Origin of the sequence: Salmonella sp. SAL04157 (assembly GCF_046551635.1) — a bacterium.
Taxonomy (GTDB): Bacteria; Pseudomonadota; Gammaproteobacteria; order Enterobacterales; family Enterobacteriaceae; genus Salmonella; species Salmonella enterica.
Map to the genome: position 1 here is coordinate 164,702 of NZ_JBGDVS010000003.1, position 18,223 is coordinate 182,924.

Sequence of the window (18,223 nt, forward strand, 5' to 3'; positions counted from 1 at the left end):
ACATAACAACTCAGTATTAATGCTAACATTATTATTCAGCTCATAATTCCCCTTATTACAAAATACTTATGGAAAAAACACGGGCCGATGGCCTGCCCCTCCCGCAGAGATACGGCGCTATCCTGACGATTATTATCGGTATTTCGATGGCGGTTCTGGATGGCGCAATCGCTAATGTCGCACTGCCAACCATTGCGACTGATTTACATGCCTCCCCTGCCAGCTCTATCTGGATTGTCAATGCGTACCAAATTGCCATTGTCGTCTCACTGCTTTCCCTGTCTTTTTTAGGCGACATGTTTGGTTATCGCCGGATCTACAAATGTGGTTTAGTGGTATTTCTGCTTTCATCATTGTTTTGCGCGCTTTCAGACTCGCTGCAGATGCTGACGCTGGCGCGCATCGCGCAGGGATTTGGCGGCGCGGCGCTAATGAGCGTAAACACGGCGCTGATTCGTCTTATCTACCCCCAGCGTCATCTGGGACGAGGTATGGGAATTAACTCTTTTATCGTCGCAGTCTCTTCCGCCGCGGGTCCGACGATCGCCGCGGCGATTTTGTCCATCTCATCATGGAAATGGCTGTTTCTGATTAATGTCCCGTTAGGTATCATCGCGTTAATTCTGGCCATACGCTTTTTACCAGCAAACATCGCCCATGACACTAAGCCGCGCTTTGACTTACCGAGCGCGGTAATGAATGCGCTCACATTTGGCCTGCTGATTACCGCATTGAGCGGATTTGCCCAGGGACAGTCGCTAACGTTGTTTGGCGCAGAGCTGCTCGTTCTGGTCGTGGTCGGGTTTTTCTTCGTGCGCCGCCAGCTTTCTTTGCCCGTCCCTTTGTTACCCATCGACTTGTTACGAATTCCGCTTTTTTCACTCTCGATCGGCACGTCAATTTGCTCGTTCTTCGCGCAAATGTTAGCCATGGTCTCGCTACCTTTTTATCTGCAAACCGTGCTGGGCCGTAGCGAAGTAAAAACCGGCCTGTTATTGACGCCCTGGCCGCTGGCAACGATGGTAATGGCGCCGCTGGCGGGATACCTGATAGAACGTCTTCATGCCGGTTTGCTGGGGGCGCTGGGAATGGTGATAATGGCAGCCGGGTTGTTTGCGCTGGTCATGTTGCCAGGCTCCCCCTCCGATCTGAATATTATCTGGCCGATGATCCTTTGCGGCGCAGGGTTTGGCCTGTTCCAGTCGCCGAATAATCACACCATTATCACTTCCGCGCCGCGTGAGCGCAGCGGTGGCGCCAGCGGGATGCTGGGCACGGCGCGACTGTTAGGCCAAAGTACTGGCGCCGCGCTGGTAGCGCTAATGTTGAACCAGTTTGGCGATAGCGGTACGCATCTTTCGTTGCTCGCGGCGGCGATCCTGGCGACTCTCGCGGCGGTAGTGAGCGGTTTACGTATTACGCAACCACGCGTTCAGACGTAAAAAAAGCGCGTCATTCGACGCGCTTTTCATACTTGCCAGTGGGCTTATTATTTCAGGTACTCACCGCTACGCAGCGCTTCAATGCGTTTATCCAGCGGTGGGTGCGTCATAAACAGCTCGCTTAACGATTTCGATTTACCGTTAATACAAAACGCCATCATGCTGGTCGCTTCTTGCGGCTCGTAGCTGGTTTTCAGGCGCTGCAACGCAGCAATCATTTTTTCACGGCCAACCAGCTTCGCCGATCCCGCATCGGCATGAAACTCACGGTAACGGGAGAACCACATGGTGATAATGCTCGCCAGAATACCGAAGACCAGTTCCAGCACCGTCGCAACGGCGAAATAGATTAGCGGATTACCGTTACTTCCTTCGCCCTCATCACGGTTGCCGCCCAGAAAACCAGCGGCAATTTGCGCGATAATGCGCGAAATAAAGATAACGAAGGTGTTAACCACCCCCTGAATCAACGTCATCGTCACCATATCGCCATTGGCAATATGGCTGATTTCATGCGCAATGACGGCTTCCGCTTCGTCAGGGCTCATGTTTTGCAACAAACCGGTGCTCACAGCGACCAATGAGGCGTCACGGCGTGCGCCCGTCGCAAACGCGTTAATGTCCGGCGCATGGTAGATAGCAACCTGCGGCATGGCGATACCGGCCTGGCGCGCTTGCGTTGCTACGGTGTTCATCAACCAGCGTTCTCTTTCATTGCGAGGCTGTTCAATAACTTCCCCTCCTACGGATTTTAACGCCATCCATTTGGACATCAGCAATGAAATAAAAGAACCGCCAAAACCAAACAGCAGCGCCATGATCAGCAAGCCTTGCACGCTGCTCGACTGTATCCCTGTCAGGCTCAGAACCAGCCCGAAAACGACCATCACGGCCAGGTTCGTCAGCAGGAAGAGCGCGATTCGCATCATAATTTTCTTTTAACCTCAATTTAACAAAGCGCACTATGCGATTACCCACATCGTATGGGTCTTATGGCTATTTTCAAGCATCACCAGGCGGTAAGTCACGAGAAAAACACAACTTTACATTTTGTAGCATTATCCTGACGACTTCTGCGCTTGTTAAAAAAAAACAGGCACAATTTTTTGTGCCTGTTTAGCGTTACTTATTGGCTGCCGCCTGCTCCGCTGGTTTTTCTTTTTCAAGATGCGCCAGATCCAGAGCAATCTTCACCGTTTCATCAAGGTACGGGTCCGGCTCCTGGTAATCCTTTGGCAGATCGTCCAGTTTCTTCAGCAACGGTTTACCCTCACGTTTAAACCGATCGTTAATACGCGCCAGACGCAGAGCGTCTTCTTCATTGTTCTCTTTCTCACGCTGCGCATAATTCAGAGAGACGATGTTGCGCTTATCCTTCATGGCATTGAAACGTGCGATATCCTTCATGATGTACTGAAACTCAGGATCTTTGGCGATACGCGCGTTGTGTTCTTTCAATAATTCCGGGCCAAACGGGGCCAAATCGTCCGATTTCACGTATTTCGCCGCATCAATGCTATCCCACGGCAAGGCGTTATCTTCAAATTTTTCTCCGGTTTCCGTCTCTTCATTGCCAGTCGGCATGATGATATCCGGCGTGACCCCTTTACGCTGCGTACTACCGCCGTTGACACGGTAAAACTTCTGAATGGTGTACTGCACCGAACCCAGCGCAGGCCATTCCGGGCGAAGCATCTGATCGTAAATTCGGTTTAGCGAACGATATTGCTGTACCGTACCTTTACCGAAGGTCGGCTCACCGACAATCAGCGCGCGCCCATAATCCTGCATCGCGGCAGCAAAGATTTCCGATGCCGAGGCACTGAAACGATCGACCAGCACCACCAGCGGGCCTTTGTAGTAGACCACGCCGTCGGTGTCGCTATCCTCACGCACTTTGCCGTTATTGTCGCGCACCTGAACTATCGGACCAGAAGGGATAAACAGACCGGAAAGCGAAACGGCTTCCGTCAGCGCCCCGCCGCCGTTTGAACGCAGATCGATAACGATGCTATTAACGTTCTGTTTTTCCAGCTTCTGAAGCTGAACTTTGACATCATCGGTCAAGCCGACATAGAAGCCTGGAATATCCAGTACGCCAACTTTTTCCTTGCCGACGGTTTTCACCGACATTTTAACCGCGCGATCTTCAAGACGAATCCGTTCACGCGTCAGCGTGATAATACGCGTTTTCGTCCCTTTGCCAGCCGGCAGTATTTCCAGTCGAACCTTGCTGCCTTTTGGCCCTTTGATCAGCGCCACCACATCGTCAAGACGCCAGCCAATGACGTCGACCATCGGTTTTCCGGCTTGCCCTACGCCGACGATACGATCGCCGACGCTAATCGACTTGCTCTTCGCTGCCGGGCCGCCGGCAACCAATGAGTTAATGACAGTATAATCGTCATCCATTTGCAGCACCGCGCCGATACCTTCCAGAGACAGGCTCATTTCGGTATTAAACTGCTCGGTATTGCGGGGAGAAAGATAATTCGTATGTGGGTCGATTTCACGCGCAAAAGCGGTCATCGCCAGCGAGAACACATCTTCACTGTTGGTCTGCGCCAGGCGACGAATAGCGAATTTGTAGCGACGCGTCAGCGTTTCGCGAATTTCTTTGTCGCTCTTGCCGGTGAGTTTCAGACTGAGCTCATCGAATTTCACTTTACCATCCCACAGCGCATTTAGCTCAGCCTCATCTTTCGGCCAGGGCGCTTTACTGCGGTCCAGGTTAAACGTATCGTTTCCGGTGAAATCCATTGGCCGTTCCAGCACTTTTAGCGCGTACTGGTAACGTTCAAACCGGCGCTTTTGCGCCAGGTTATAAAGATCGTAAAAAACATCCAGCTTACCCGTGCGCAGCTCATCGCCCAACACGGTTTTCTTTTTCGCAAACTGCTCGACATCGCTCGCCAACAAAACGTTGTGGCTATAGTCGAGAAGATTCAGATAGCGATCAAAAATCTTTGCCGAAAATGCCTCATCCAGATCGAACTGGCGATAGTGGGAGCGGGTAAAACGCGACGTTACGCGCTCACTCACCGTCGCATGTTGCGTCTCTTCCTTTAGTACGGGAATTTGATCGGCACGCGTAATATCTTCCACGGCGAAGGACTGGCCTGCTAATGCAAGCAGGCCAGCTAACGCGGTAAGCCTAAAAAAAGTGTTCATGCCAGGCCTGGCCTCCGTTTCAGAACACCAGGTGTTCTGCGCGTACAATCAAAGACATACCCGAATTCAGCTGTACACGGACACCATCTTTGGTGATTTCTAATACGGTGGCATCCATCGCATTATTACCCGCTTTCACCTTGAGGGACTGCCCTACGGTCAATACTGAAATATCAGAAACCGGCGTGTGCTTCTCTTCGCGAGGCGCACGCGGCGCTTTCGTCGTCGGTTTATCAGCCCGAGGTTTACGTTCAGCGCCTTCTTTACGACGCGCTACCGGGCGAGGTTTACGCTCGCGTCGCGGCGCGTCTTCTTTTTCGCCAGCCGCCGCGGCAGCTTCGCGTTTTTTCGCTTGCTGCTCTGCGCGCTGCGCCTGAACACGGGCTTTGGCTTCTTCAAGCTGCTTACGCGCATGTTCGACATGCTGTTCTTCCAGCTCGCCGCACGGATTGCCATCAAGGTCGACGCGCGTTGCGCCCGGCTTAACGCCGTACAGGTAACGCCAGCTTGAAGTATAAAGACGTAAAGCGGAACGAAGTTGCGTTTTGCTGAGGTTCATTTCGCCCCCAACTCGCTCTACCAGATCCTGAAAAATACCAATTTTCAGCGGGCGAGCTTCGCCTTCCGCACTAAAACAGTGAGGAAAACGCTCGGCCAGAAACGCGATAACTTCTTTACTGCTATTCAACTTAGGTTGATTTTCCATGAAATTTCCTGATTACAACGGACGTAGCCAACAAGCAGCAGGCATGAACAGGCGTCATTATAATGACGCCATCAGTAATTGCTACGTTATCCGTTGATTATCCTGCGACGCTCGCAAAGAATTTTTTGTAATCCGTCGTTGCAAGCACGGTTTCAAGCTGTGCGACCAGCGTACGCAGGCCGTGTTCATCTTCTTCGGTAAAACGGCCAAACGCCGTGCTATCTATATCCAGCACGCCGATAATCCGTTCGCCAACCGTGACAGGCAGCACAATTTCGGCGTTGCTGGCGGCATCACAGGCAATATGGCCGTCAAACGCATGAACATCATCAATACGTTGAACCTTATTCTGCGCTACCGCTGCGCCGCACACGCCGCGACCAACCGGAATCCGCACACAGGCGATTCGCCCCTGAAACGGCCCCAACACCAGCGTATCGCCTTCGAGGAGATAAAATCCTGCCCAGTTCACCTCGGTAAGACGTTCGAACAGTAGCGCGCTGGTATTCGCCAGCGTGGCCAGAAAGCTGGTTTCACCTGCCATTAACGACTGAAAATCGCGGTTTAATGCCGCGTATAGTTCTGTTTTGCTCATTATATAATCACTTCGTGGTCTTACTCCTAAACACAGGCTATTAAAATAAGCATTAAATGCGTTCTTGCTCAAGATTATTCCTGTCATGAGTTAAGATTACATTATTCTAACACTTTGATTCACGATACATGGCTCTGAACACCTCACACGTCACGCCAACAAAAAAGCTAACGATCAGGTCAATTAGCGAAGCGCTGCCGCGCAGCCACTACCAGCGCTGCCCTGAATGCGACATGCTGTTCAGCTTGCCGGAGATGAGCGCTCATCAAAGCGCTTATTGTCCTCGTTGCCAGGCCAAAATTCGCGATGGGCGCGACTGGTCGCTGACGCGGCTGACCGCGATGGCAGTAACCATGCTGCTATTGATGCCGTTTGCCTGGGGTGAACCGCTACTCCATATCTACCTGTTGGGCGTACGCATTGATGCCAATGTGATGCACGGCATCTGGCAAATGACGCAGCAGGGCGATCCGTTAACCGCCGCAATGGTGCTCTTTTGCGTGGTGGGCGCGCCGCTTATTCTGGTTTTTTCAATTGCTTATCTGTGGTTTGGCAGCCTCCTCGGCATGAATCTGCGTCCAGTCCTGCTGATGCTGGAAAAACTGAAAGAGTGGGTGATGCTGGACATCTATCTGGTCGGTATTGGCGTTGCCTCTATCAAAGTGCAGGACTATGCCTTTCTGCAGCCGGGCATCGGGCTTTTAGCATTCGTCTCGTTGGTGGTTCTTAGCATTCTGACTATGATTCATCTGAATGTGGAGCAACTATGGGAACGATTTTATCCGCAGCGCCCTGCTCAACGTGCGGACGAAAGATTGCGCGTCTGTCTTGGCTGCCACTTTAGCGGCTATCCGGATGCGAAAGGACGCTGCCCGCGTTGTCATATTCCGCTACGGTTACGCAGAAAACAGAGCATACAGAAGTGTTGGGCGGCCTTGCTGGCGTCTATTGTTTTTTTGCTGCCGGCAAACCTGCTGCCTATCTCGGTAATCTACATTAATGGCGGGCGTCAGGAAGATACTATCCTGTCGGGCATCATGTCGCTTGCCAGCAGCAATATCGCCGTCGCCGCCGTCGTTTTTATCGCCAGTATTTTGGTGCCGTTTACCAAAGTCATTGTGATGTTTACGCTACTGTTGAGTATCCATTTTAAATGCGAACAGGGACTGCGGGCGCGAATTCTGTTGCTGCGTCTGGTGACATGGATAGGCCGTTGGTCGATGCTGGATCTTTTCGTTATCTCGTTAACCATGTCTCTGATTAATCGCGATCAGATTCTGGCTTTTACTATGGGACCGGCTGCGTTTTATTTCGGCGCAGCGGTAATTTTGACTATTCTTGCAGTGGAATGGCTGGATAGCCGCTTACTTTGGGATGCACATGAGTCAGGAAACGCCCGCTTCGAAGACTGAAGCGCAAATTAAAACCAAACGCCGTATTTCACCTTTCTGGCTGCTACCGCTTATCGCGCTAATGATCGCAGGGTGGCTAGTATGGGATAGCTACCAGGATCGCGGCAATAGCGTGACTATCGATTTTATGTCGGCGGACGGTATCGTACCAGGCCGTACTCCCGTTCGCTATCAGGGAGTAGAAGTCGGCACCGTGGAAGATGTCAGCCTGAGCAAAGATCTGCGCAAAATTGAAGTTCGCGTCAGTATCAAATCAGATATGGAAGATGCGTTGCGCGAAGAGACGCAATTCTGGCTGGTGACGCCCAAAGCCTCGCTGGCGGGCGTTTCCGGCCTGGATGCGTTGGTCGGCGGGAATTACATCGGTATGATGCCAGGTAAAGGTAAGCCCAGAGATCATTTCGTCGCCCTGGATACACAGCCTAAATACCGGCTTAGCAACGGCGATCTGATGATTCATCTCAATGCACCGGATCTCGGTTCGCTTAATAGCGGTTCACTGGTCTATTTCCGTAAAATCCCTGTCGGACGGGTGTATGACTATTCGATTAACCCTAACAAACAAGGCGTGACGATTGACGTTCTAATTGAGCGACGGTTTACCGATCTGGTGAAAAAAGGCAGCCGTTTCTGGAATGTCTCCGGCATTGACGCCGATCTAAGCCTGAGCGGCGCGAAGGTGAAACTGGAGAGCCTCGCGGCCCTGGTCAATGGCGCGATTGCGTTTGACTCGCCGGACAATTCCAAACCCGCCGCCCAGGATGACACGTTCGGCTTATATAAAGATTTAGCCCACAGCCAACGAGGGGTAATCGTTAAACTTGAGCTGCCCAGCGGAGACGGTCTGAAGGCGGAATCTACGCCGCTCATGTACCAGGGACTGGAGGTGGGTGAGCTTTCTAAACTGACGCTCAACCCTGGCGGTAAAGTCACCGGAGAGATGACCGTCGATCCCAGCGTTGTTCCGCTGATGCGGGAAAATACGCGTATTGAGTTACGCAATCCCAAACTGTCGCTAAGTGACGCGAATATCAGTTCGTTGTTAACCGGAAAAACCTTCGAGCTGGTGCCGGGCGACGGCGAACCGCGCAGTGAATTTGTGGTGGTGCCGGGTGAAAAAGCCCTGCTGCATGAAGCGAATGCCTTAACCCTGACGCTGACAGCCCCGGAAAGTTACGGCATCGAACCGGGCCAGCCGTTAATTTTACATGGTGTAAAAATTGGCCAGGTCATCGAGCGCAACTTATCCAGTAAAGGCGTGTCATTCACCGTCGCGATTAAACCGCAGCACCGGGATTTGGTACAGGGCGACAGTAAATTCGTGGTCAACAGCCGGGTGGATGTTAAAGTCGGCCTTGACGGCGTAGAGTTCCTCGGCGCCAGCGCCAGCGAGTGGATTGACGGCGGAATTCGTATTTTACCCGGTACGAGCGGGAAGATGAAATCCACCTACCCGCTCTATGCTAACCTGGAAAAAGCGCTGGAAAATAGCCTCAGTGACTTACCGACTACCACCCTGACGCTGACGGCCGAAACGTTGCCGGATGTCCAGGCAGGTTCCGTCGTGCTGTATCGAAAATTTGAAGTAGGCGAAGTCATCACCGTTCGCCCACGCGCCAATACCTTTGACATCGACCTGCATATTAAGCCGGAGTATCGCCACCTGTTAACCAGCAATAGCGTGTTCTGGGCGGAAGGCGGCGCGAAGGTGCAACTTAACGGCAGCGGCCTAACGGTACAGGCCTCGCCACTCTCCCGCGCGCTGAAAGGGGCCATTAGTTTTGATAACCTGAGCGGCGCCAGCGCCAGCGCCAGCCGGCACAAAGGCGATAAACGCATTCTTTATGCTTCAGAAACCTCCGCTCGCGCGGTAGGCGGACAAATTACGCTGCACGCGTTCGACGCCGGAAAACTGGCGGAAGGGATGCCAATTCGTTACCTCGGTATTGATATCGGCCAGATCCAGACGCTGGAATTGATCACCGCACGTAATGAAGTGCAGGCAAAAGCCGTACTTTATCCGGAGTATGTACAGACATTTGCCCGCGCCGGAACACGTTTTTCCGTTATTACGCCACAAATTTCCGCGGCGGGCGTCGAGCATCTGGATACGATTCTCCAGCCCTATATTAACGTTGAGCCAGGACGCGGCGCGGCGCGGCGCGACTTTGAACTGCAGGAAGCCACGATTACCGACTCACGCTATCTGGATGGGTTAAGCATCGTCGTGGAGGCGCCAGAAGCAGGCTCGCTTAATATTGGCACCCCCGTCCTGTTCCGCGGTATCGAAGTGGGAACCGTCACCGGAATGTCCCTGGGGTCGCTCTCCGATCGCGTGATGATCACCTTGCGCATCAGTAAGCGTTACCAATATCTGGTGCGTAATAACTCCGTATTCTGGCTCGCCTCCGGCTATAGTCTCGACTTTGGTCTAACAGGCGGCGTGGTGAAAACGGGAACATTTAATCAGTTCATCCGTGGCGGTATCGCCTTCGCTACTCCACCTGGTACGCCGCTGGCACCAAAAGCGCAAGCCGGTAAGCATTTCCTGTTACAAGAGAGCGAACCGAAAGAGTGGCGTGAATGGGGTACCGCTCTGCCACGTTAAACACCAGGCTCCGGCGTACTCGCGCCGGAGCGTTTTATGCTACACTGCGCGCCTGTTTTTTTGCCGGCGATACACCTGTGGCTCAACACGCTGTCTATTTTCCTGACGCTTTTCTGACGCAAATGCGTGAAGCAATGCCTTCCACGCTCTCTTTTGATGAATTTATTTCGGCCTGCCAACGCCCGTTGCGCCGCAGTATACGCATCAATACGCTTAAAATATCCGTGGCTGATTTCCTTGCCCTAATCGCGCCCTACGGCTGGTCGCTCACGCCAATTCCGTGGTGTCATGAAGGATTCTGGATCGAGCGCGATGATGAAGAGGCATTGCCGCTTGGCAGTACCGCTGAGCATTTAAGCGGCCTGTTTTACATTCAGGAGGCCAGTTCGATGCTGCCGGTCGCGGCCCTGTTCGCCGATGGTAATCATCCGCAGCGGGTCATGGATATGGCAGCGGCGCCTGGTTCCAAAACCACGCAGATCGCTGCCCGCATGGGGAACCGCGGCGCCATTCTGGCCAACGAATTTTCGGCCAGCCGCGTCAAAGTTCTGCACGCTAATATCAGCCGATGTGGAATCGCCAATACCGCACTGACGCATTTCGATGGCCGCGTATTTGGCGCTGCGTTACCGGAGATGTTTGACGCTATCCTGCTGGATGCGCCCTGCTCTGGCGAAGGCGTAGTACGTAAAGATCCTGATGCGCTAAAAAACTGGTCGCCAGAAAGCAATCTGGATATCGCGGCGACACAGCGGGAACTGCTCGACAGCGCTTTTCATGCTTTACGACCCGGCGGCACGCTGGTCTACTCCACCTGCACGTTAAATCGCCAGGAAAACGAAGCGGTCTGCCTCTGGCTGAAAGAGACCTACGCCGACGCCGTTGAATTTTTGCCGCTGGGTGATCTGTTTCCTGACGCTGACCGCGCCCTCACCCCGGAAGGCTTCCTGCACGTCTTCCCGCAAATTTACGACTGCGAAGGATTCTTTGTCGCACGTCTGCGTAAAATGTCATCCCTTCCAGCCATGCCCGCGCCGGGGTATAAAGTGGGGGCGTTTCCTTTTACCCCCCTCAAAGGCCGTGAAGCATTACACGTTACCCAGGCGGCCAACGCCGTCGGACTGCTATGGGATGAAAATCTCCATCTTTGGCAGCGTGAAAAAGAGGTCTGGCTGTTCCCGGCAGAGATTGAATCACTGATCGGAAAAGTCCGTTTTTCCCGGCTCGGTATTAAGCTGGCTGAAAGTCATAATAAAGGCTATCGCTGGCAACATGAGGCGACGATAGCCCTTGCCTGCCCGACTCATGCTCACGCGTTCGAACTTTCTGCGCAAGAGGCGGAGGAGTGGTATCGCGGTCGGGATATTTATCCGCAAACACCCCCTGCCGCTGATGATGTCCTGGTGACGTTCCAGCATCAGCCGCTTGGTCTGGCAAAACGTATCGGTGCCAGAATAAAGAACAGTTACCCGCGTGAACTGGTACGTGATGGCAAACTCTTTACTGGTAATAGTTAAAAGGCGCACAAAAAAACCGCACTTTTTGACTGGCGCTTTTGCGTACGTTGACTACGCTGAAAAATGGACGGCTAAACTGGTCGTACCACAATTAGCGTATTAACGGAGAGCACGATGATGAAAACCAGTGTGCGCATTGGCGCTTTTGAAATCGACGATGCCGAATTACATGGCGAATCGCCGGGGGAGCGAACGTTAACTATCCCCTGTAAATCCGATCCGGATTTATGTATGCAACTGGACGCCTGGGATGCCGAAACTAGCGTTCCCGCCATTCTCAACGGGGAACATTCCGTTTTGTTCCGTAATCATTACGATCCTAAATCTGATGCCTGGGTCATGCGTCTTGCCTGACTCAAAAAGAACCCGTCGCCAGGCGGGTTATTTATTCTTCCTTTTCTCATTTCCCCCCTGCGCTAACCTCTCCTACACTATCGTGTAAAGTAGTTAACATTGAGGATGTAATGTTCGCGCTGGTACTTTTTGTATGTTACCTGGATGGAGGATGCGAGGATATTGTCGTGGACATCTACGATACCGAGCAGCAATGTCTTTATTCGATGGACGATCAACGGATTCGCCATGGCGGCTGTTTTCCGGTAGAGGATTTTATCGACGGCTTCTGGCGACCTGCGCAGCAATATAGCGATTTTTAACCCTGGTCGCTGATACCGCTATTGTATCCGCGCTAACGTCAATTGCCCGCCAAATACCGCGCCCGTATCAATATAGTGTACGTTGGCAAAATCCATGCGCCGGCGCAACGGCGTATGGCCAAACCAAAAATGATCGGCTCCGCTAATCCCGCCACGCTTATTTATGAGCCGTTCGCGGCTCCAGAGAACCTGATGTAAGTCGACCTTTTTTTGCCATTGATAGGTTGACGCTGGATAATCTGCATGAGCGATCACATGCGTGCTATGGCGGCAGCGAACTTCCAGTATCCAGGGCAGCCGCCGACAAAGGATAAAAAGCGCTTCAGCTTGCGCAGCGTGTTCAGCGGTCAGGCGGGTAAACCAGTCGCCACCATTCATCAACCACAGCGTCGACTGCAATGAGGCCCGCGCATCCAGCGCCATTTGTTCATGATTGCCGCGAACCGCCATCATCCAGGACTCACGCAGTAAAGCCAGGCAACCCAGGCTGTCCGGGCCTCTATCAATGAGATCGCCCACAGAAACTAACAAGTCTTGTTGCGGATCAAATCGACACTCACGTAACCTTTTCATTAACATTGAAAAACAGCCGTGAATATCGCCAACCACCCAGACATGCCGCCAATTCTTTGCCTCTATTCGCTGATAAATCTCTTCAGGCCGCATCATGTTTTTCCTGTCGTTCATTACCCAGGACAGATATAAAAAGATAGCGTGTGCAGATTTTTTTTGCTTAGTAAACGTGCTCTGTTGTAAATAGCGAATTTCATCAGTAGTGAGTAAATGCTTTGTTATCACCGCACTAAAATATAACTGGCTGCGCCAGGGGAGTATTATCCCCTGGCGCAGCGAGCTACTCACTATCGCCTGTTCACCTTCAATATTCTCCCTCCTTAAAAACATATCGGAAACATAAACCACATATCGACACCACAGGCTTCAGCACACTCTGTAGCTGAGTGAGATGCAAGGCAAACCAGCGCCAATGCAGGTGTCGTTACCGTGGCGACCATCGCCCCCACAAACAGGAGCAGCATAATTTTTTTTAAAGGCGGCATAACCTCTCCTGACAGTTAACAGACCATTAATCCTTATCGAGACATCATCCGTGCGCGGGTATCATAGACTTAACAACACGCAGCGTTACAAAAAAAGCTGTCTGGTTATACCGGTATTTAGAGTAATAACAATTATTTTAAGTTTTAAGGGTATCCATTTGATTTTTATATTAAAATAAATATGACGACGTTTTGTTAAAAGCGTCGCCATAAAAATGAATATATAGTTTCAGAAAATCTGCTATTAATTCATACGGTTAATAGCGGTATTGTGTTTGCTATCTTCAGGAGGCATTCTGAAGATACTTATTCGCAATATTTTCTATAGTTAACTGAAATTGTTGTGGCGTTGGCATCGTCCCCTTATTAAACAGCGGCGTAACTTCTTTCATAACGATTTTCTCAGCATGCGCTTTAAAAGACACCTGCTGATTATGATTTATAAACATATGCGGATATTTAATGCTCGCTGCAGCAATGAGGGGGACGACAAAAGGATTCGCCCCTGCCCCACCTGGAGTAAATACGCCGTTTTTCATCTCTCCAGGTAGCCCCGCATTCTGCGCAGCCTCTCCTATCTCTTTCAGAAATGGGGTAATACTGATCCCTTTACTGATGAGTAATTTACAACATTGATCTTTATTATTACTGTACACGGCTGCTAATATGGCTTCGCATGTCTGACGAGCATAGGCCGGATCTTTACTCGCATTACCTTTGATATCCAGGCTATTGAGCTTTTGCAGCATAAAATCTTTAACAGTTTTACTGGTTAATACTGCCCTCCCCTCAGAGGCGCTCCCACGATGAAAATGGGTAGTCGGTATGTCTGTTTGCAGATGCAGGCTAAAGCGATCTGACAAACTCGTCGACAGGCTGATAAAGCTATTTCTAACGGCAGTAATACTTTTTGCAAAAATGTCCTTCTCCGTTGTTTTTTCTTTTACTGGTTCAACGTCACTTCTATGGATTCTGTAGTGCTGGGTGGATAGTGTTATGTTAGTCACGGTAGTTCTCCTTTTAGATAACTATGCATAGCTACACTTTATTTATATTTCTTGCTTTCAAAAAATAGCCACCTTCTCCACAACCATTTTTACTCATTGATCTTTATAAATTTTATTTTCCTGATGGATTTTGTTCTTTTGTCACTTAGCCTGTTTTTTTTCGGCGCAAGGTGATCGACTTTTATCGAGGAACATTTTTATCGGGACAATCCTGAACAGGCAAAACATCACTTCAATTCAACTGCTGCGTCACACAAAACATTCATGAATATTATTATTTATGCTGATGTTGTTACGATTTTGCCCCCATTCACAGACTGGCGACCAATTATCCTGCCAGCGAGTTAGCCGCTTTTTCAAAACCTATAAAGTCGCCATGCCAAACCTCTCCGCCACTGTAACCCTTATCTAAATATCAATTAATTAACTGATTTTTATATATTATGACTTTTCATGGCGTTCAGAAAAACTACAAATGAAATGGATTGACTCATCTATTAGTGGTCAAAAAAACGCGCTACGAGAAATAATCAGTAACAATTGCAACACTATTCCAATCATAACGTAAACTATATGATACCAGACGATTATTATTGCTTTTAGGTAACATCTTTGTATGGCTGCTTTTAAGCAACAATACTCTAACACAACATATAACATTATAACTTACAATAGGTTAACAAATGGAATTACAGCTTATGCTTAACCACTTTTTCGAGCGCGTCAGAAAGGATGCAAATTTCAACGCATTTCTAATCGATCTGGAATATAATAATATCGCTTATTACATCTATTTTGTTGCTACCGGTAATGTGAAAATTATCACTCATGCAGGCCACTTCATTTCTATTAAAAGCAATAGAAAGCTGATTAAAGTCAATTCAACACCAAATACGCAATTAATAAAATTGACTTCAGCCAAACACTTTTCGGGGGAACATTCCTATGAAAAATACTGTACCGATCTGGCAACAGCAGGCGTTTTTAAATGGATTGTTGAATTAAACCAAAAAACTCGACAATACTGGTCGAAAGACAACCAATTATTATATATAGAAAATGTGGTCATGCCGCTTTAACAAGCCAGGGTAATAATAGCGTCAGTCGTGACATTCGGCGTGTTACGACTGCGGATTATCCATTTAGAGACCATAATGAGAGTCTGACTACGAGAGTTACCCTGTGCAGTCCGACCGGCGCAGCAACGTTTGACACGATTCCCGACAACAGCATCTCCTGGTGCAGGAGAAATGATTTTCAAAGCGATATCGACTAAAAGCTCAAAATATTTGCCTGCTATTTATATTCTATCTAATTAATACCCTCCAGGAAGTGTGGCATAATTGCAGAATCTGTCAGGATTCCGGGAGCATACCGGAGCGTAATCGAAAAACCATCTGGAGATGTATGAGCACGGATGAAATCAGTTATCAAATTCTTTACCGGTACTATCTGGAAAAGCTATACAGTACCCTTACCAGAAGAGTAGATAACGTGCTGTCATTTGCCCTCGTTTTTCTCGGGGTCGGCGTCACCATAAACGTCGGGAGTCCCTTTATTCTGGGGCCAGGCATTGTGGGTATCACCATACTAAAAAGAGTACTCCACTTCGGTACGCGATCAGCACAGGCCGACCGGCAGTCCCGCGCCTGGCTGAAACTTTTTAATACTCAGCACCGCTTTCCTTCAGATAAGACACTGTTCCTTGCCTTCACATCGCTTGAGCAAGACGCGAGCGAAGTATGGTCCATGCTTATTGGTCCTGCCATCGTCATGACTGAGACCGCCCTCGGAAAAACGCCCATTGAGCCATTGACGGCGGGTGAAAAACTCTGCGCATTTTTGAGTGGCGCGACGAAATCCCAGCCAGCAGATCGCAATTGAACTGTCTTCTAAACGCCTGTGCCAGAAGCGGACGCTGATCATGGTGTGTACAGGCCACCAGTACGATATATTATAAAGCCACCTGATTGCAGCTTTCATAAAACTATGGGTATTCAAATGCAGCAAAGCTATAAACCAGGCTTAATTAAATAATGCCTTTGCGAACCTACTTTAGGAAAGTCCGGTAGCGACATTTGAAGTATATAACCCTGTTTTTCATAAAAAGGGAGAGCCTGGAAGCTAAAGGTATCTACAAGTCCATGAACACAGCCTTTCCGCAAACCTTCTTTTTCGGCCATCTCCATAAGTTTGCTCCCCAGACCGTTGCTCCTTGCAGATTCACTTACCCAAAGATAGTCGATGCAGAGCCACGGACCTTTTCTGTCAGCAATTAATCCGCCTACCATTTCGCCGCTTTCGTTTCTGCAGTAGACCCCAAGCTGCCCATTTTTACTAAAATCGACGAACTGAGCATTGTAGCGTCTTAATCCGGTTAATAGTTCTTCTTTATCAAATTCAGTAACTTGATGTGTAATTTGAATGTCCATACATATCCAATTGAACAAGTTTGCATTTGGAATATAACGTTATAAGTAAGTTAATTAAATGTATCAATAGAAAGTTTATTTTTACTTCTGGGGGCAGGTCACGTCCGCTACTCGCTTCAAGCAGACTGTCAGTTGGAGTCTGAGCTGGTACAATTAATGTGCCACTGGTTAGAAATCAGTAATACGATTTTATCAGGCTGATGCTCTGGCCTGTCAGGATTTGAGGTATCCACCGGTTTACCAGCACCCTGTATTTGGCACCAGTGGAACCCACTTCCCGATCCAGGATATCCAGTACCCACCACCGAACCTCTTTCCCCAAAACATATGAGCAACCTCAAGCGCCTTGTCTGGATGATAACCACGGTATGAAGTTTGATAACACGTGGAATCAGGGCGTTTGGTACGCTCTCCGTTCAGCAACTGGACGCCCTTCTCCCCAGCCTTTCAGCGTTGAAAATTTGCCAGCGCTGGGTGAAGAGTGTAGGCGAATTATGAAAATCACTTCTGCCGTTTATACTTCGAAAAAGACGTTATCAAAAAGGTGGTTCGCAAGCGCGGAGTTATTAAACCTTTACTTAACGAAATACGGTTTAAGTTGCTTGAATTGCAGCAGAAAGAAAACGACGGCTTGCTGATGCTGGACAAATTAAGCGAGCATGGCATCAATGGACTGATACGCCGTCAATAAAAGGAAGGGTGCATGGACGATCTCGTCACATCACCAATCACAACAGAAGAGCACAAAACAACATTTCACAGCGTAAAGGATAAAACACGATGCCATTTTCAATCAAAAACATATGTTCAGGTCCACAAGGACACTACCCAGAAATCTCCAGACCTATACAGAACAAGCCAGTACCGAGGAATTGCACACTGATCTCAACAACATGCAAAATACAGGAGTATACAGTATTCAGCAGATGTTCCTGCAGTTTTGAAATGCGACCACCCGGTACAGAAGAAAGAACCCCACGACTAAAACTCTCAGCAACGGAGCTCTTATGGCTATCTAAAACAATAGAAACAGAGATGCGCAACACAAAAGAATGAGCCTGTCAGTAATTCTGTGTAACTGCCCAGTTATTAAAGGTGATCGCTCAGGCGGTCACCGAACTCGATAATAAAACGGCTCATCGCCAGCCACCAGTTCTGGATCGGCATACTCCATTTTTTTGACGCATCCTTGATTGCCAGATAAATAACTTTTCGTACTGAGTCATCCGTTGGGAACACCTTGCGTTTCTTAATCGCGGCACGGATCACGCAGTTCAGAGATTCGATTGCGTTTGTCGTATAGATGGCCTTGCGGATATCCGGCGGATAACTGAAGAGCGTATTGAGGTTTTCCCGGTGCGCACGCCAGCTTTTGCTGATTTGCGGATATTTATCGTCCCGGACTTTCGCGAACGCATCCATCGCCATCAGTGCCGCCTCTTCGGTCGGGCCTGAGGCCGCTGGTGGCGGCTTTGTAGTCTTTCCAGGACACGTATTTCAGGCAGTTACGCACCATATGGATAATGCATAGCTGGATATAAGTTTGCGGGAAGACGCTGTTTATCGCATCCGGGAAGCCCTTCAGACCATCCACACAGGCAATCAGGATGTCCTGAACA

Annotated in this window: 18 protein-coding genes and 1 pseudogene; 10 read left to right on the plus strand and 9 right to left on the minus strand. The window is 49.6% G+C overall.

Features of this window, described 5'->3' with window-relative positions:
- The first annotated feature begins 68 nt into the window (after nucleotides 1–68).
- A complete protein-coding gene (locus ACLJRE_RS07510; RefSeq protein ID WP_410957349.1) occupies nucleotides 69–1,442 on the plus strand; it encodes an MFS transporter in 1,374 nt (457 codons plus the stop codon).
- A gap of 47 nt (nucleotides 1,443–1,489) precedes the next feature.
- Here ACLJRE_RS07510 and htpX read toward each other — a convergent pair whose 3' ends face one another.
- The 4 genes from htpX to ACLJRE_RS07530 all read right to left on the minus strand — a co-directional run bounded on the left by htpX (nucleotide 1,490) and on the right by ACLJRE_RS07530 (nucleotide 5,914).
- The gene (htpX, locus tag ACLJRE_RS07515; protein ID WP_000984498.1) at nucleotides 1,490–2,371 is read right to left on the minus strand and encodes a protease HtpX; all 882 of its coding nucleotides are present in this window, start codon (nucleotides 2,369–2,371) and stop codon (nucleotides 1,490–1,492) included.
- Nucleotides 2,372–2,564: 193 nt separating this feature from the next.
- Nucleotides 2,565–4,613 (minus strand): carboxy terminal-processing peptidase, encoded by a 2,049-nt coding sequence (gene prc, locus ACLJRE_RS07520; RefSeq protein ID WP_001091237.1) that lies wholly within the window; start codon nucleotides 4,611–4,613, stop codon nucleotides 2,565–2,567.
- Between the two features lie 19 nt (nucleotides 4,614–4,632).
- Nucleotides 4,633–5,319, minus strand: coding sequence for an RNA chaperone ProQ (proQ, locus tag ACLJRE_RS07525; RefSeq protein ID WP_000431401.1), 687 nt, complete (start codon nucleotides 5,317–5,319; stop codon nucleotides 4,633–4,635).
- Nucleotides 5,320–5,416: 97 nt separating this feature from the next.
- On the minus strand, nucleotides 5,417–5,914 hold the full coding sequence (locus ACLJRE_RS07530) for a GAF domain-containing protein (RefSeq protein ID WP_001518229.1): 498 nt from the start codon (nucleotides 5,912–5,914) through the stop codon (nucleotides 5,417–5,419).
- Nucleotides 5,915–6,042: 128 nt separating this feature from the next.
- Here ACLJRE_RS07530 and yebS point away from each other — a divergent pair, with 128 nt between their 5' ends.
- The 5 genes from yebS to ACLJRE_RS07555 all read left to right on the plus strand — a co-directional run bounded on the left by yebS (nucleotide 6,043) and on the right by ACLJRE_RS07555 (nucleotide 12,107).
- The gene (gene yebS / locus ACLJRE_RS07535; protein ID WP_023212561.1) at nucleotides 6,043–7,326 is read left to right on the plus strand and encodes a membrane integrity lipid transport subunit YebS; all 1,284 of its coding nucleotides are present in this window, start codon (nucleotides 6,043–6,045) and stop codon (nucleotides 7,324–7,326) included.
- Nucleotides 7,295–9,934 carry a PqiB family protein gene (locus ACLJRE_RS07540; protein ID WP_023212562.1) on the plus strand — a complete coding sequence of 880 codons (2,640 nt, stop codon included), beginning with the start codon at nucleotides 7,295–7,297 and terminating at the stop codon, nucleotides 9,932–9,934. Before yebS ends, ACLJRE_RS07540 begins: the two co-directional genes overlap by 32 nt.
- 77 nt (nucleotides 9,935–10,011) lie before the next feature.
- On the plus strand, nucleotides 10,012–11,451 hold the full coding sequence (gene rsmF, locus ACLJRE_RS07545; protein WP_001633706.1) for a 16S rRNA (cytosine(1407)-C(5))-methyltransferase RsmF: 1,440 nt from the start codon (nucleotides 10,012–10,014) through the stop codon (nucleotides 11,449–11,451).
- A 117-nt stretch (nucleotides 11,452–11,568) separates the two neighbouring features.
- Nucleotides 11,569–11,805, plus strand: coding sequence for a YebV family protein (locus ACLJRE_RS07550; protein WP_024131167.1), 237 nt, complete (start codon nucleotides 11,569–11,571; stop codon nucleotides 11,803–11,805).
- Between the two features lie 110 nt (nucleotides 11,806–11,915).
- The gene (locus ACLJRE_RS07555; protein WP_000457838.1) at nucleotides 11,916–12,107 is read left to right on the plus strand and encodes a YebW family protein; all 192 of its coding nucleotides are present in this window, start codon (nucleotides 11,916–11,918) and stop codon (nucleotides 12,105–12,107) included.
- An 18-nt stretch (nucleotides 12,108–12,125) separates the two neighbouring features.
- Here the strand turns inward: ACLJRE_RS07555 and pphA are convergent, their stop codons facing one another.
- From pphA to sopE2, 3 genes are all read right to left on the minus strand, one after another.
- Nucleotides 12,126–12,776, minus strand: a complete 651-nt coding sequence (gene pphA / locus ACLJRE_RS07560; protein ID WP_023212563.1) for a protein-serine/threonine phosphatase — start codon at nucleotides 12,774–12,776, stop codon at nucleotides 12,126–12,128.
- Nucleotides 12,777–13,000: 224 nt separating this feature from the next.
- Nucleotides 13,001–13,165, minus strand: coding sequence for a hypothetical protein (locus tag ACLJRE_RS07565; RefSeq protein WP_001134848.1), 165 nt, complete (start codon nucleotides 13,163–13,165; stop codon nucleotides 13,001–13,003).
- Nucleotides 13,166–13,449: 284 nt separating this feature from the next.
- On the minus strand, nucleotides 13,450–14,172 hold the full coding sequence (gene sopE2, locus ACLJRE_RS07570; RefSeq protein ID WP_000182069.1) for an SPI-1 type III secretion system guanine nucleotide exchange factor SopE2: 723 nt from the start codon (nucleotides 14,170–14,172) through the stop codon (nucleotides 13,450–13,452).
- A gap of 683 nt (nucleotides 14,173–14,855) precedes the next feature.
- Between sopE2 and ACLJRE_RS07575 the strand changes: the two genes are divergently transcribed.
- Together ACLJRE_RS07575 and ACLJRE_RS07580 are read left to right on the plus strand one after the other, a co-directional pair.
- Nucleotides 14,856–15,251, plus strand: a complete 396-nt coding sequence (locus tag ACLJRE_RS07575) for a DUF1398 domain-containing protein (protein WP_000422887.1) — start codon at nucleotides 14,856–14,858, stop codon at nucleotides 15,249–15,251.
- Between the two features lie 328 nt (nucleotides 15,252–15,579).
- Entirely contained in the window at nucleotides 15,580–16,056 is a 477-nt protein-coding gene (locus tag ACLJRE_RS07580) for a hypothetical protein (protein ID WP_023212564.1), read from the plus strand.
- A gap of 128 nt (nucleotides 16,057–16,184) precedes the next feature.
- Here ACLJRE_RS07580 and ACLJRE_RS07585 read toward each other — a convergent pair whose 3' ends face one another.
- Complete coding sequence (locus tag ACLJRE_RS07585; protein WP_000354406.1) at nucleotides 16,185–16,604, minus strand: GNAT family N-acetyltransferase; 420 nt, start codon at nucleotides 16,602–16,604, stop codon at nucleotides 16,185–16,187.
- Between the two features lie 368 nt (nucleotides 16,605–16,972).
- Here ACLJRE_RS07585 and ACLJRE_RS07590 point away from each other — a divergent pair, with 368 nt between their 5' ends.
- Nucleotides 16,973–17,242, plus strand: coding sequence for a hypothetical protein (locus tag ACLJRE_RS07590; RefSeq protein WP_077909932.1), 270 nt, complete (start codon nucleotides 16,973–16,975; stop codon nucleotides 17,240–17,242).
- A 165-nt stretch (nucleotides 17,243–17,407) separates the two neighbouring features.
- Nucleotides 17,408–17,548 carry a hypothetical protein gene (locus tag ACLJRE_RS07595; protein ID WP_001576018.1) on the plus strand — a complete coding sequence of 47 codons (141 nt, stop codon included), beginning with the start codon at nucleotides 17,408–17,410 and terminating at the stop codon, nucleotides 17,546–17,548.
- Nucleotides 17,549–17,693: 145 nt separating this feature from the next.
- Here the strand turns inward: ACLJRE_RS07595 and ACLJRE_RS07600 are convergent.
- A pseudogene (locus ACLJRE_RS07600) lies at nucleotides 17,694–18,222 on the minus strand (transposase); the annotation flags it as partial.
- Nucleotide 18,223: the final 1 nt, after the last annotated feature.